13 protein-coding genes are annotated in these 13,409 nt (G+C 40.0%); 10 read left to right on the top strand and 3 right to left on the bottom strand.

Annotated features, from left to right (window positions below; genetic code table 11):
* Positions 1-78: 78 nt before the first annotated feature.
* The 3 genes from MF4642_RS05860 (at position 79) to MF4642_RS05850 (ending at position 1,869) form a co-directional block, all read left to right on the top strand.
* Positions 79-402 carry a pyrimidine/purine nucleoside phosphorylase gene (locus MF4642_RS05860; protein ID WP_004693265.1) on the top strand — a complete coding sequence of 108 codons (324 nt, stop codon included), beginning with the start codon at positions 79-81 and terminating at the stop codon, positions 400-402.
* Positions 403-535: 133 nt separating this feature from the next.
* Positions 536-1,246, top strand: coding sequence for an SGNH/GDSL hydrolase family protein (locus MF4642_RS05855; protein ID WP_078425609.1), 711 nt, complete (start codon positions 536-538; stop codon positions 1,244-1,246).
* A gap of 29 nt (positions 1,247-1,275) precedes the next feature.
* A complete protein-coding gene (locus MF4642_RS05850) occupies positions 1,276-1,869 on the top strand; it encodes a uracil-DNA glycosylase family protein (RefSeq protein WP_078425608.1) in 594 nt (197 codons plus the stop codon).
* A 62-nt stretch (positions 1,870-1,931) separates the two neighbouring features.
* Here MF4642_RS05850 and MF4642_RS05845 read toward each other — a convergent pair whose 3' ends face one another.
* Both MF4642_RS05845 and MF4642_RS05840 read right to left on the bottom strand, forming a co-directional pair.
* Positions 1,932-2,369 (bottom strand): hypothetical protein, encoded by a 438-nt coding sequence (locus MF4642_RS05845; protein ID WP_078425647.1) that lies wholly within the window; start codon positions 2,367-2,369, stop codon positions 1,932-1,934.
* 258 nt (positions 2,370-2,627) lie between these two features.
* The gene (locus tag MF4642_RS05840) at positions 2,628-4,181 is read right to left on the bottom strand and encodes a phospholipase D family protein (protein ID WP_078425607.1); all 1,554 of its coding nucleotides are present in this window, start codon (positions 4,179-4,181) and stop codon (positions 2,628-2,630) included.
* 118 nt (positions 4,182-4,299) lie between these two features.
* Here MF4642_RS05840 and MF4642_RS05835 point away from each other — a divergent pair, with 118 nt between their 5' ends.
* The 5 genes from MF4642_RS05835 to MF4642_RS17135 all read left to right on the top strand — a co-directional run bounded on the left by MF4642_RS05835 (position 4,300) and on the right by MF4642_RS17135 (position 10,411).
* Positions 4,300-5,406, top strand: a complete 1,107-nt coding sequence (locus MF4642_RS05835; protein WP_078425606.1) for an S-(hydroxymethyl)glutathione dehydrogenase/class III alcohol dehydrogenase — start codon at positions 4,300-4,302, stop codon at positions 5,404-5,406.
* A 227-nt stretch (positions 5,407-5,633) separates the two neighbouring features.
* Positions 5,634-6,662, top strand: a complete 1,029-nt coding sequence (locus tag MF4642_RS05830) for a flavin reductase family protein (protein WP_078425605.1) — start codon at positions 5,634-5,636, stop codon at positions 6,660-6,662.
* A 12-nt stretch (positions 6,663-6,674) separates the two neighbouring features.
* Positions 6,675-7,844: a fatty acid desaturase family protein gene (locus MF4642_RS05825; RefSeq protein WP_078425604.1), complete on the top strand. Its 1,170-nt coding sequence runs from the start codon at positions 6,675-6,677 to the stop codon at positions 7,842-7,844.
* 468 nt (positions 7,845-8,312) lie between these two features.
* Entirely contained in the window at positions 8,313-9,494 is a 1,182-nt protein-coding gene (locus MF4642_RS17140; RefSeq protein WP_227518521.1) for a diguanylate cyclase domain-containing protein, read from the top strand.
* A complete protein-coding gene (locus tag MF4642_RS17135) occupies positions 9,491-10,411 on the top strand; it encodes an EAL domain-containing protein (RefSeq protein WP_227518520.1) in 921 nt (306 codons plus the stop codon). The genes MF4642_RS17140 and MF4642_RS17135 overlap by 4 nt, the downstream gene beginning before the upstream one ends.
* Before the next feature lie 398 nt (positions 10,412-10,809).
* On the opposite strand, the gene MF4642_RS17345 is transcribed toward MF4642_RS17135, so the two are convergent.
* Complete coding sequence (locus MF4642_RS17345) at positions 10,810-10,923, bottom strand: hypothetical protein (RefSeq protein WP_157843581.1); 114 nt, start codon at positions 10,921-10,923, stop codon at positions 10,810-10,812.
* Between MF4642_RS17345 and MF4642_RS05815 the strand changes: the two genes are divergently transcribed.
* Complete coding sequence (locus MF4642_RS05815; RefSeq protein ID WP_078425603.1) at positions 10,902-11,963, top strand: 3-deoxy-7-phosphoheptulonate synthase; 1,062 nt, start codon at positions 10,902-10,904, stop codon at positions 11,961-11,963. The two genes, MF4642_RS17345 and MF4642_RS05815, sit on opposite strands and share 22 nt — an antisense overlap.
* Positions 11,964-12,201: 238 nt before the next feature.
* Complete coding sequence (locus tag MF4642_RS05810) at positions 12,202-13,395, top strand: PilT/PilU family type 4a pilus ATPase (protein WP_078425602.1); 1,194 nt, start codon at positions 12,202-12,204, stop codon at positions 13,393-13,395.
* The last annotated feature ends 14 nt before the right edge of the window (positions 13,396-13,409 follow it).

Raw genomic sequence — 13,409 nt, 5'->3', positions numbered from 1 at the left:
ATTTCCAGATGAGCATTTGAGTGCATTCATGAGTTGGTCATAATACCGAGGTAGCATTGAAGAAAAAAGGTGATCAAGATGTCCACACAATTCGACTTTGTTTCAGTCAGAAAAAAGCCCAATGTTCATTTTGGTGGGCGTTCAATTAGTCATGTTATTCAATGTGAAGATGGTTCACAAAAGACCCTTGGGGTTATTTTGCCTACAGATCAACCGCTGACTTTTGAAACACATGTCGCAGAGCATATTGAAATCGTTTCAGGTCAATGCCAAGTTAAAATTGGGCTACAGACTGAAATGAGGCTGTATCATGCAGGTGAAAGTTTTGATGTTCCTGCCAACAGTCGCTTTAGTATGATGGCAAGTGAAGTCGTAGATTATATTTGTCACTTAGAAAAATAGCCGAAGATAAAGACTTAAAATGGCTAGAACAACGTTAATTCTTTATTTCTGAAGAATATTTAAGTCTGTGTATCGGTGCAATTCAACGTATACTATTTTCATCTTTCAGTTAGCTTAGACCCAGTCACTGAATATGCGATTAAAAATTTATACGCTGGCTTTGATTCCAGTCATTCTATTTCAAGGTTATGCCGTCAAAAAAAATACACCAAGATTGGCTGAACCCGAAGGAGAGCGCATTGGACAAAAAGGCGTGGGTAAGTCGCTTTCCTTGCTCATTTTGGGGGATTCAGCGGCGGCTGGTGTTGGTGTAAATGTTCAAGATGATGCCTTATTGGGTTCAATTTTAAAAGAACTGTCATCTGAGTTTAGTATTCAATTTTATTTACACGCAATGACGGGATTCACCACAGATCAGGTCATTCAGTCCATCCAAACACTTGAGACACAGCATTTTGATGTCATCATTACTTCTGTGGGCGTAAATGACATTACAAAATTCACTTCGCCGCAGGCTTGGATCGCAAAACAGAAGCAGCTTTATCACATACTCAAACATAAGTTTAGTCCACAACTAACACTTGCATCGGGTGTACCCCCGATGGATCAGTTTCCCGCACTTCCAAACCCACTTGCATGGTTGTTCGGTCAATATGCCAAAGCGATGAACCTAGAATTAGGCCAATTTGTCGCACAGCAAAAACAGATGGAGTGGATAGAGTACGATCTAAAGAAGTTTTTGGCTTTAAACTTAGCTATGGCCAAAGACGGTTTCCACCCCAGCAAAGAAATTTATCAGTATTGGGGTAAACAAGTGGCTGAAAAAATACGCCAATCTTTTTAAAATGCAATAAAGACAATTTTTTATAGCTTATGACACATTCAGTTGAAATCGAAAAACATCCACTTAAACCGTTCCTCCCAGCTAATGCCAAATTATTGATGCTGGGCAGCTTTCCGCCGCCCAAGACCCGCTGGAAAATGGACTTTTACTATCCAAATTTTCAAAATGATATGTGGAAAATATTTGGCCTGTGTTTTTTCCAAGATAAAAATTATTTTCTCAATATCGAGCAGAAGACATTTAAAGAACAACAGATCCGTACATTTTTAAATGAACGGGGCATTGCGATTTTTGATACGGCCTATGAAGTGATTCGCCAAAAGGGCAATGCTTCAGATAAGTTTTTGCACATTATTACCCCAACCAATATACAACATTTACTTGAACAAATGCCCAGATGTCATAGTGTGATGACCACGGGCGATAAAGCCACTGATACGCTTATGCTGTCTATGCCTACAGGTACGTTAAAACCACAAATTGGCATGAAGTCCGAGACACATTTTGCTGGGCGAGACCTGAGGCTTTATCGGATGCCATCTTCTTCTCGTGCCTATCCTTTGGCTTTAGAGAAAAAAGCCGAAGCTTATTACAACTTATTTTCTGAAATAGGCTTACTTTAGGTTACTATTTGGATTATCCACATGACTGAATATTCCAGCCATTCGTAGATGGTTGGTCTGCTTTAGTCTTCGTACTCAACATAGTCCCAGAGATTAAGCCGCGCTTTAATCTGTTTACATAGTTGTGGCAGCATAGGAAATAATGTTCCATCAATCCATAGGCTGAGTGCACCTGCCGAAAGTGGTTGTTGCGATTCATCGATCAATTGTGCACCTTTCACCAAAACAAAAGTCTCTTCGCTTGCAGCTGTTTCGATCCCTTTAAACTGAACCAAAAGTTCATGGCCTGTATCTTGGATTAGCCACCCCAGTTCGATTTGGATATTTTGATTGGATTTTAAAACGACTTGCCCTTCAACCATGTCATTGTCACTCAAACAGTCATGTTCAACACGCACTTTACTTAGAAACCATTCTTGTCGAGCAAGATCTTCTAGTGTTTTGTAAGGGGTTAAAATATTACTGAGATTAAACTGACGACTTAAATCAAAAAATTGCATTACTAAACTTTGTAAAGGGGAGATAAAAAAGATGGGCTGCATGTTAAATCAAAGTGTGTACTGAGTAAAACCTTTCAAGCCCTTGAATGAATTTAGGTATCAGATCCAATTATTCTGTACGAGTCTTATATTCAAAGTTGTTCATTAAGAAGAGCAATAGATAAAGCATTTTTAAGCTGAGCCTAAAAAACAAAGCACTCAGCACAAACGGAAAGCTATCGTACGTTAGAGAATATTTATGATGTCACTCATATGTAATTACATCATCCATTCAATGGGTAGGTATGACACGGCTTTCATCATAAAACGCTGAAATTTTGTAGTTTCGGGTTCTTTTTGATGTTCAATGACACTTCCATCTTTTTGATGTTCAAGCCAAATGATATCGCCTTGAGGATTAAGCTTTAACTCATATGCAATATGCGGGAGAAATTCATCTAACTTGTGTGAGATTGCATTTTGCAATTGATCTGACTCTATCACTAAGCCCACTTCTGTATTTAAATGGGCTGAGCGTGGGTCAAAGTTAAACGAACCGACAAAGACTTTTCCGTCTATATCAAAAAATTTGGCATGGAGCCGTGAGGAACTTCGACCTTTAGCTGGAATCACATGACCAGTTGCCACTTCATACCAGGTGTATTTCTCTCGTTCGATATAGGGTTTAAACTCATACAGTTTGACGCCATTTTCGAGCAAGCCACGGCGATATTTTTTATAAAATGCATGCACAATGGCAACATCATTAGCCAATAACGAATTGGTTAAGACCCGAACTCGAGTTCCATTTTTTGCCAAATTGGAGAGATAGTCGGCACCTGCTGTGGTTGGAACAAAATATGCGGAGACCAACTCCATATGCTTTTCAGGCTTGCCCATCAAATCGAACATTTGTTTGACAATGATTTCATCAGGCTTTGCTTCACCACGAATTTTATTAGGAGAATCGGCAATGAAATAAGCCTTTGCCCAGTTAACAGGATGTTTAGTTAGCTCTGAATCGACTTGTATCCGAGCCAAATCAATTTTCTGTTCAATCACATTTTTATCTAAGGCATCCGCTTCATAGTGCTGTTTTAATTGAGCCAGTTCTTCTTTTGTTCCACGACCCACTAATTGGGGAATTGTATAACTGAGATCATCATTCCAGAAATTTAGAAATACGCTATTGGCATGTTCTACAGCTTGCCCATAAAACAAAATGTCCAAATCGGTAAATTGGAATTTTTCACTGGCATCAAAGTATTCACTGCTGATATTACGACCACCAGTTACCGCAATTGCACCATCAGCAATGATCAGTTTGTTATGCATACGATGGTTAATGTGATTGAAGCGAAAAGCATAATCAATCACACGTAAATGACGGTATTTGTAAGGATTGAATAATTTGATTTCAAAATTGGGGTGAGCACTCAGTTTTTTGAGAGTTTCATCAAGTGCAGTGCCATTTTGGTCATCAATCAATAAGCGTACTTTCACACCACGATCTGCAGCATTTAACAGTTCATGCAACATCATATGGCCTATAAAGTCATCTCCCCAAATATAGTATTGGACATCTAGACTGTGCTTCGCCTCTCGTATCAAATGTAAGCGTGAGGCAATACTCATAAATGCTTCGTCTAGAGCTAAATAGGCCGTAAGTCCCTGTTTTTGCTGTACAGACGCATCTTGACCATTAAGCCAATGCTGTGCATATATCTCTACAGGGTCTGAAGGCTTAGCTTGATTGGGGGCGAGTTGACATCCCGCCAATGTTAAAACGGTGCTCAACAAAATCAGCGGTCGACAATGAGTTCGTATCGGCATATTTATTTTAAAGACCTAATTTTTATACGTTATACATTTCACATGTTATAGGTTGAAACAGAGAATAAAAAGCGGTTGCTGTAGCGCATCTGTTAAAGACCTGTTAAGGATAGCGAAAATGAAATCACGTGCAGCTGTTGCCTTTGGACCTGGACATGCTCTTGAAATTGATGTTGCTCCACCACAAAAAGGTGAGGTTTTAGTCAAGATTACCCATACAGGTGTATGCCATACCGACGCATTTACTTTATTTGGTGATGATCCTGAAGGTATTTTTCCAGCAGTTTTAGGCCATGAAGGTGCGGGTATCGTAGTTCAGGTCGTTGAAGGTGTAACCAGCGTTCAGCCGGGTGATCATGTTATTCCTCTGTATACGGCTGAGTGTGGCGAGTGTTTATTCTGTCAGTCAGGCAAGACCAATCTATGTGTTGCAGTCCGTGCGACGCAGGGCAAAGGTCTGATGCCAGATGGTACAACGCGTTTTTCTTATAATGGGCAACCGATTTATCACTATATGGGCTGTTCAACCTTTTCTGAATATACCGTTGTCGCAGAAGTGTCTTTGGCTAAAATTAATCCAGATGCTAACCCTGAACACGTCTGTTTATTGGGTTGCGGCGTGACTACTGGTTTAGGTGCAGTCAAAAATACAGCCAAAGTGCAAGAGGGAGATACCGTTGCAGTCTTTGGTTTAGGTGGTATTGGTCTCGCTGTTGTACAAGGTGCAAAAAAAGCCAAAGCCAGCCGTATTATTGCGGTTGATACGAACCCTGACAAATATAAATTAGCAGCAGAATTCGAGGCAACTGATTTTGTAAATCCGAAAGATCATGACCGTCCTGTACAGGAAGTCATTGTTGAAATGACCGGTTGGGGGGTTGATCACTCATTTGAATGTATTGGTAACACCAATGTCATGCGCTCAGCACTTGAATGTGCACACCGTGGTTGGGGCCAGTCGGTGATTATTGGTGTGGCAGGTGCAGGCCAAGAAATTTCAACGCGCCCATTCCAACTGGTTACTGGCCGTACATGGAAAGGGACGGCTTTTGGTGGTGTAAAAGGTCGTTCACAACTGCCAGGTATGGTTGAAGAAGCAATGACTGGCGACATTCGTTTAGCTCCATTTGTTACGCATACCATGGGTCTCGACAAAATCAATGAAGCCTTTGACTTAATGCATGATGGAAAATCAATCCGTACTGTGATTCATTTTGAAGACTAATTCGCTGTAAGATGTTTAAAAAACCAAGCTGCGGCTTGGTTTTTTTGTTTTTGATTAGAAGAAAAGTGAATTGGCAGAACTGTTCATTTTGTTAGACAAAAATGATAAAAAATGTCAATTCGTTAGATTTTGTCCTTTTATGACATAGTCGAAAATAGGTTCTCACCTTATCTTAATGTCTCAATAATGCACACTTGTATAAAAATAAACTAAAGCAGAGGGTGACTATGGGAAAGCATGTTGAATACCGTCCCGAATGGGTACGCGAAGATTTCATCGATTTTCTGACTGAAAAAGTAAATCCGCTATGGGCATGGAAAAAAGCCAAAGCGCGGATTGTTGCAAAGCATCACTTATCAGATGACTTCGTGTACATGCAGTTACAGCCAAATCATCATTTTAAAGCAACCGACTATCAAGCTGGGCAAAGTATCTTAGTGACAGTACTCATTGCTGGTGTACGTTGGCAGCGAAGCTATTCGATTGTTGAGATTTTAGAAAATGGTAATCTTGTGATTGCTGTCAAACAACAGGGCAAAGTTTCAAATGCACTCACTCAACAGCCTGTGAAAAGTGTAGTTGAAATTTCCCAAACGCAAGGCGAATTTGTTTTAAAAAGTCAGCTTCACTCTGCATTGATGATTGCCTCGGGGAGTGGTATTACCGCAATTTACGCATTGATTAAGGCTGCATTAAAACGCCCACAAACAGTTTCCAATATCGATCTCATTTACTTTACGCGGGATGATGCCTTTCGCGCAGAACTGCAAAGTCTGGTCGAACATTATCCGCAGTTTAAATATCACCATATCAATACATTGACCCATAAACAACATCTGAGCCAAGACTTGCTTAGCCAAAAGATTGAAGGTCTTGAACAACGTGAATGCTATGCCTGCGGTGCTGCCAATATGATGCAAAGCCTGACAGAAATTTATCAGGCTCTAGACTTAGTTGACTATCTGCATACCGAATACTTTCAAATTGTTGTCGATCACACCCAAAGTGCTCAAGTGGTCACGTTTCAACGTTCTCAGCAACAGTTTCAGGCCAAAAGCAATTTATTAGACAGTGCAGAACAGGCGGGTTTACGTCCCGCACATGGTTGTCGTATGGGCATTTGTAATACTTGTTCATGTACCAAAGTTCAGGGTGTGGTGCGGAATCTGCTCACAGGTGAGCTTGATCAAAACAATAACACACAAATTAAATTATGCATTTCACAGGCGGTTAGTCCTGTTGTGATCAACCTTTAAGAAGGTATAGATATGAATCTTCCCGTTTATTTTAGTGAAAGTAGTAAATCCAAATATTTAAGTCCTGCACAAATCGAAGAGTTTGGTGCGAAAGTTGAAGCGATCCGTCGTGAAGTGATGGAAAGTCTCAATGAAAAAGATGCTGAGTATATTTACAAAATCCGAAATTTTGTGCGCTATAGCGAAATAAGCGCACGTGCAATGCTCATGTTTGCAGGATGGCTGCCTCCAGTATGGCTCTTGGGCACAGGTTTATTGGGGGTATCTAAAATCGTAGAAAATATGGAGCTTGGGCATAATGTCATGCATGGTCAGTTTGACTGGTTAAATGACCCGAGTCTCAATGGGGCAAATTATGACTGGGACACTATGGCCACAGGCCCCGACTGGAAACATACGCATAATTATATCCACCATACCTACACCAATATTGTTGGTATGGACCATGATGTCGGCTATGGCTTAGTCCGTGTGAGCGATGCACAGGTCTGGGAACCTCGCTTTTTGCTAAATCTGCCTTTAGCTGCACAATTGATGGTGTTTTTTGAGTGGTATGTTGGTATACAAAATCTGCATATAGAGGATGTGGTCGCCTATAAAACAAAAACTTGGCACGAAGTTTGGGCAGAGTCATATGATTTTAGGCAGAAAATGAAACGCCAAGTGATTAAGGACTATGTCTTTTTCCCAATCATTGCCGGGCCAAATGCACTGCCAGTTTTTGCAGGAAATGCGGTAGCCAATGTTATTCGTAGTTTATGGGCATCCGCGGTGATTTTTAATGGTCACTTTACCGAAGACTCTGAAAACTTTGAAATGGACAATATCGACAATGAAACACGGGCCGAATGGTATCTGCGTCAAATTCGAGGCTCAAGTAATTTTAGTGGGACACAGGGCTTGCATATCTTAAGCGGGAACTTGAGTCATCAAATCGAACATCATCTTTTCCCGGACATGCCAGCCAATCGCTACGCACAAGTCGCGCCCAAAATTAAAGCACTGTGTGCAGAGTATGGAATTCATTACAATGAAGCGAGCTTTATCAAACAGTTTTCATCTGTTTGGGTGAAATTGGCTAAATACTCGCTGCCAAATGAATGTTATGAAAAAAGTGACCCTACACAGTCTTTTCTGAAACACAATCTGAGTTTATTGAAAAAAAGAATCTTTAAATCATAGCTCACAAGTATGTACCAGAGCAGAAACTTTATTGGATAATATTGACCCATTAGGTTTCTGCTTTTTTTTTGCACAAAAGTAGGGCGTAAAACCCCTCTATATGATGTCTTTGTGTAAGTCGGATTAAATTTAATCATTATGTGAATAGTCGGTATTTACTTAAAATAAATTATTGTTAATATTGGTTTTTCAGTGAAAGTTGTTTAGCTTTGCTATGTCGCTCAAATGAATACTCATTTGCTATTGAAAACGGCTCTCAGTTATTTGTGTAATAGTTGCAATTTTTCATTGGTATACGCTTATATAAGTTGTATATGATGCATATTGTGATGGTAATCACGCAGCGTCATTATACTTATATTTACTTTTTTGTTTTTCATTGTTTTTCATGACTTTGCTTGATTTCTTTTTTAAACAATATGTCTGGTTATGGACTAAACCAGCAAGTTTAAGTTGCAGATAATTATTATGTCTCGAACCCATTCACAGCCTAAGAATAAATCTAAAAAGATTGCTTATGATCAACAGGCAGGAATGAGTTCTACTTCAAAAAAAGACCACCATCTGATTGATATTATTCCTCAGCTTTTTTGGATTCATAATGACGTCTGCAAATATATAAATTTACCCTTACGCCAGTATGTGGGAGGAATGGATTTATCCGCAGATAGCTTCAATTTGGTCGAATATATTCATCCAGAAGATGTGCCAGCATTAGATGAATTTTTGCATCAACCGATAATTGCCGAGCTCACATTTGAAAAAACCTGTCGGATTCGTAATCATCAGGGCCAGTATCATTGGTTCTTAGTCCAAGGTGAAATGGATCGCTCTACGGCTGGATTTCAACTGAGTTGCACTGATATTCATCAGGGCATGAAAATTTATATCGAGTCTTTGGCGCTGTTACGTGCCCATTCGGATATGTTAAATGCCAGCGTAGACTGCATTATTGTGGTTGAGCCAGATGGTATGGTCACCCATATGAATAAGTCGGCATGTGTCATGTTATTGGGAAGTGCAGATGTTAAGTACTTTGGTATGTCTTGGGTCGAACTTTTGCCTCCTGCGGTGCGTAAAAAAGCCAAAAAAGCATTGTATGATGCAAGCCAAGGCCAAATTTCGCGTTTTAATGGCATGAGTTTATCGGACGGTAAAGTTTATTATTGGGATAATGTTCTGACACCTGTACTTGATGTTGACGGAGAGACCCAGAGTATTTTATGTGTTTCACGTGATATCACGCTACAATATCTGACAGAACAAAAATTAAAACAAGGCAGTGAACGTGATGAGTTAACCGGTTTAAATAACCGACGTGCGTTTAAAGAAAAAATCAGAAAACTGTATAGTAGTGCACGTGATAAAAAACAAAAGTTAGCCGTCATGTTGATGGATTTAGATCACTTTAAAACCATCAATGACACACTCGGTTATGCCGCAGGTGACCACCTTTTAAGAATTTTATCGAAACGTTTAAAACAAATTTTAGAAGGGCGTGCTTTCTTGGCACGTCTTGGCGGGGATGAATTTGGTGTGATTATTCCGCATGTACAGCATATAGGTGAACTCAATCAAATTGCCCAGCAGATTTTGCAACAACTCGAGATTCCCATCACATTTTCGGGGAACTACATCAATGTGGCATGAGTATTGGATGTGGCCTCTATCCAGATGATGCCAATGACCTCAGTGAGCTACTCAAGTGTGCCGATACAGCACTGAATGATGTTAAAGCACAGGGCCGCGGTGGTATGCGCATGTTTGATCAGGATATGTTTAATGCGGTACGGGAGCAATCTGAACAACTTAATTGTGCGCATCAAATTATTCGTAATGTTGCCATCGAGGCTTTCTTTCAACCGAAAGTGTGTTTAGGTTCAGAAAGAATTATCGGTTATGAAGCGCTCTTACGTTGGCGTGATGATCAGAATAACATTCAAAGTCCTGCACGAATTGCAGCAGCCTTTAATGATTATGAGTTATCCAGCCGTATTGGTGAGATTATGCAGCATCAGGTCTTCAAGCAGATTACTGAATGGCGGGCAAAAGGCTTACAGATTGTACCTATTTCAATTAATGCAGCACCTGTTGAGTTTATGCGTGATAATTTTGCAGAGATCTTCTTAAAACGTCTCAAAGCCTACCGCATCCCCTCGAAATTTGTTGAAATCGAGGTCACTGAATATCATTTGGCTGAACGCGGCTATGAATACGTGGTTCGTGCCTTAAAAAAACTCAAAGCAAATGGTGTGCGAATAGCATTGGATGATTTTGGTACAGGGCATTCTTCTCTTACTCATTTACGTGACTATCCTGTTGATATTATTAAAGTTGACTGCTCTTTTGTGCAACATTTAAGCGATGATAAATCGATTTATGCTATTGTCGAAGGGTTAGCCAAGCTTGGTCCGATTTTATCGATGGATATCGTTGCTGAAGGGATTGAAACTGAAACACAATTGCAGCTTTTAAGAGATATGGGCTGCCATATTGGGCAAGGTTATCTGTTTAGTCCGCCTGTTTGTGCTCAGCAGGCAGAAATGCAGTTGCTAAAACTACACTAGGCATGGCTTCAATAGCGACTGTTCTCATGAACTCAAACATGATTAAGCCATTGAGTTAAAGGCGAAGGCAGTAGCTTAAACAGGATAGAACTGAATTTTTTGTATAAAAAAGTGTTGTAAAAGCAAAAAAATCAGCGTATTTTAAATTTCAGATAACATATTTTTGAAGATATAAAAATGTTAAAGCAACCTGTAATCTCTAACGCAAATTATTACTTCTGGCAATTTAGATAATTGCCTGAACGCGTTCGGGCTTCAAAAGGTTGCCCACCTAGTTAATACCTGATCGGCAACCCTGGTCAGGTTTTTTTATATCTGCTGTTTTAATAAATTTTGGAGTACTTCATGAAAACAACTAACTATTCATACTTTAGCAACTTTTATTGGTTTTACTTTAGTCAATTTATGACTTTAGCCCAGCAATCCATTAGACCCATAACGCTCAAATAAAAGATCGGACTGAAGACCACAGTCCAAAGGATACAAACCAATGAATGCTCTAAATACTGCACTACAAAGTACTCAAACGACAGTTCAAGAAACACTTTTAAGTTTACCGCAGCAACTCAAAGCCCAGTTGCCACTTTCAGCACCATTAAAACTACAAATTGCTGAACAGCGTCAAACCATTCAAAATATATTAGAAGGCAAAGACCATCGTTTAATGGTCATTACTGGCCCATGTTCCATTCATGACCCTATTGCGGTTTTAGAATACGCTGAAAAATTAAAACAACTACAAGCCAAAGTTTCAGATCAGATTTTCTTCGTAATGCGTGCTTATATTGAAAAACCACGGACTACGGTGGGCTGGAAAGGTTTTTTATACGATCCTTTACTTGATGGATCTTCCAATATGCAGTTGGGATTAGAGCAGTCTCGAGCATTGTATTTAGCGATTATTGAAATGGGTTTGCCGATTGCTACAGAAATTTTAAGCCCGATGGCGACTGCTTATTTCGACGATCTGTTGGCATGGGGAGCTATTGGTGCGCGTACCAGCGAGTCGCAGATTCATCGTGAAATTTCGAGTCATATGCCATTCAGCATTGGTTTCAAAAATGGCACAGATGGTTCAATTCAAATTGCTCTGGATGCGATTCAGTCTGCATCAAACCCTCACCAGTTCATGGGAATTGGGCAGCAAGGCATGGCATGTATGCTTCAGTCCCAAGGAAATCCGAAGCCACACTTGATTTTACGTGGTGCAAACTCGGGGCCTAACTATGCTTTAGCCGATATTCGTCATATGCAAGATAAAGTCAAAGGTGAATTACCTGCTTTGGTGATTGACTGTAGTCATGGTAACAGTAGTAAAAATCCACTCAATCAACCTAATGTATTGCGTCGAATTGTTGCAGAACGTATGCAAAGCAATGTGTGTGGTGTCATGCTTGAAAGTCATTTGGTTGATGGTAATCAGAAAATTTCAGATGACATGGTCTATGGTCAGTCTGTTACCGATGGCTGTTTAGGCTGGGAAAAAACCGAGCAAGTCCTTTTAGAGGTTGCCGACACATTACGCAGCCACGCTGTTCAACGGAGTGCTTAATCAACGCAGCCAAAAAGACCTTTCAATGAAAGGTCTTTTTTTTGTGATCCAGTTCAATAAATGAAGATAATAAATTGAAAAATAAGCTAAAAGTTATTTATCAAACGATAAATTAGGTTGAGCTAGAGCATAAACTTATGCAAAATCAGAAGCCTGAAACAACACGATAAAAAATTGTATTTTGAATAAAAGAAATGCTTTTTAAAGTCAGCTATTTGCACTAATTTTAGAGAACACTATGTATTCTGCAGAACTTTTAGAAGAAGCCCGTCGGATGATGTTTCACATGCTCAGCAAAGTGGTTGAGTATGGTGGTTCAGACTTATTTATATCTGCAGACTTTCCGCCAAGTATTAAGCATCAGGGCCTTATGAAGCCATTGGGTCAACAAAATTTGCCATCTGATCAGACTAAGCTCTTTGCATATAGCTTAATGAACGAAAAGCAACGATTAGAGTTCGAAACTGAGCTGGAGTGTAATTTTGCAATTAGCGTTCCCAATGTTTCGCGTTTTCGTGTCAATGTTTTTCAGCAGCAACTGCATGTGGGGATGGTGATTCGTACGATTACCGCGGAAATTCCTAACTTCACCAAGTTACAACTTCCAACGTCTTTAAAAGACGTGATTATGGAAAAACGTGGTTTAGTATTGGTCGTTGGGGGTACCGGCTCGGGTAAATCTACGTCTTTGGCGGCCATGATTGATCATCGAAATGAAAACTCGGCAGGGCACATTATTACGGTTGAAGACCCAGTGGAATATGTTCACAAGCATAAGAAGTCGATGATTACTCATCGAGAAGTAGGTGTGGACTGTCACTCTTGGCACAATGCTTTGAAAAATACTTTGCGCCAAGCGCCCGATGTCATTTTAATTGGTGAGATTCGTGACACAGAGACTATGGAGCATGCCATAGCTTTTGCGGAAACAGGTCATTTATGCCTTGGGACACTGCATGCCAATAATGCAAATCAGGCTTTAGATCGAATTATTAACTTTTTCCCAGATGAACGTCGCAATCAACTTTTGATGGACTTATCCTCCAATATGAAGGCGATTATTTCACAGCGCTTGGTACGAACTGAAGATGGGCGTGGTCGCCGAGCAGCAGTAGAAATCATGCTTAATACACCCTTGATGTCAGACTTGATACTTAAAGGGAATTTCCACGAACTTAAAGAAGTGATGTCGAAGTCACGAGAGTTAGGCATGCAGACTTTTGATCAGGCTTTGTTTGATTTATACAATCAAGGTGCAATTGCTTATGAAGAGGCGCTACGAAATGCAGACTCGGTCAATGAATTACGTCTACAGATTAAATTAAAGAGTAGTCGTGCTAACCCACAGTTAAACTCATGTAGTGCTTTGTCTTTTGATCAAGCGGTTGCCGAAAAGGCCAAAGAAGCTGAAGAAGAGAAAGACGACGCTTAATTTTTGAGTCCGTA

Source organism: Acinetobacter sp. MF4642, from assembly GCF_002018925.1.
In the GTDB taxonomy this organism is placed as follows: domain Bacteria; phylum Pseudomonadota; class Gammaproteobacteria; order Pseudomonadales; family Moraxellaceae; genus Acinetobacter; species Acinetobacter johnsonii.
This window is presented reverse-complemented; position numbering and strand designations above follow the sequence as displayed.

What these genes read in the sequence shown, in the direction of transcription:
- MF4642_RS05860 (WP_004693265.1), top strand. Translation starts at nt 79, where the DNA reads ATGTCCACACAATTCGACTTTGTTTCAGTCAGAAAAAAGCCCAATGTT.
- MF4642_RS05855 (WP_078425609.1), top strand. Translation starts at nt 536, where the DNA reads ATGCGATTAAAAATTTATACGCTGGCTTTGATTCCAGTCATTCTATTT.
- MF4642_RS05850 (WP_078425608.1), top strand. Translation starts at nt 1,276, where the DNA reads ATGACACATTCAGTTGAAATCGAAAAACATCCACTTAAACCGTTCCTC.
- MF4642_RS05845 (WP_078425647.1), bottom strand. Translation starts at nt 2,369, where the DNA reads ATGCAATTTTTTGATTTAAGTCGTCAGTTTAATCTCAGTAATATTTTA.
- MF4642_RS05840 (WP_078425607.1), bottom strand. Translation starts at nt 4,181, where the DNA reads ATGCCGATACGAACTCATTGTCGACCGCTGATTTTGTTGAGCACCGTT.
- MF4642_RS05835 (WP_078425606.1), top strand. Translation starts at nt 4,300, where the DNA reads ATGAAATCACGTGCAGCTGTTGCCTTTGGACCTGGACATGCTCTTGAA.
- MF4642_RS05830 (WP_078425605.1), top strand. Translation starts at nt 5,634, where the DNA reads ATGGGAAAGCATGTTGAATACCGTCCCGAATGGGTACGCGAAGATTTC.
- MF4642_RS05825 (WP_078425604.1), top strand. Translation starts at nt 6,675, where the DNA reads ATGAATCTTCCCGTTTATTTTAGTGAAAGTAGTAAATCCAAATATTTA.
- MF4642_RS17140 (WP_227518521.1), top strand. Translation starts at nt 8,313, where the DNA reads ATGTCTCGAACCCATTCACAGCCTAAGAATAAATCTAAAAAGATTGCT.
- MF4642_RS17135 (WP_227518520.1), top strand. Translation starts at nt 9,491, where the DNA reads ATGAGTATTGGATGTGGCCTCTATCCAGATGATGCCAATGACCTCAGT.
- MF4642_RS05815 (WP_078425603.1), top strand. Translation starts at nt 10,902, where the DNA reads ATGAATGCTCTAAATACTGCACTACAAAGTACTCAAACGACAGTTCAA.
- MF4642_RS05810 (WP_078425602.1), top strand. Translation starts at nt 12,202, where the DNA reads ATGTATTCTGCAGAACTTTTAGAAGAAGCCCGTCGGATGATGTTTCAC.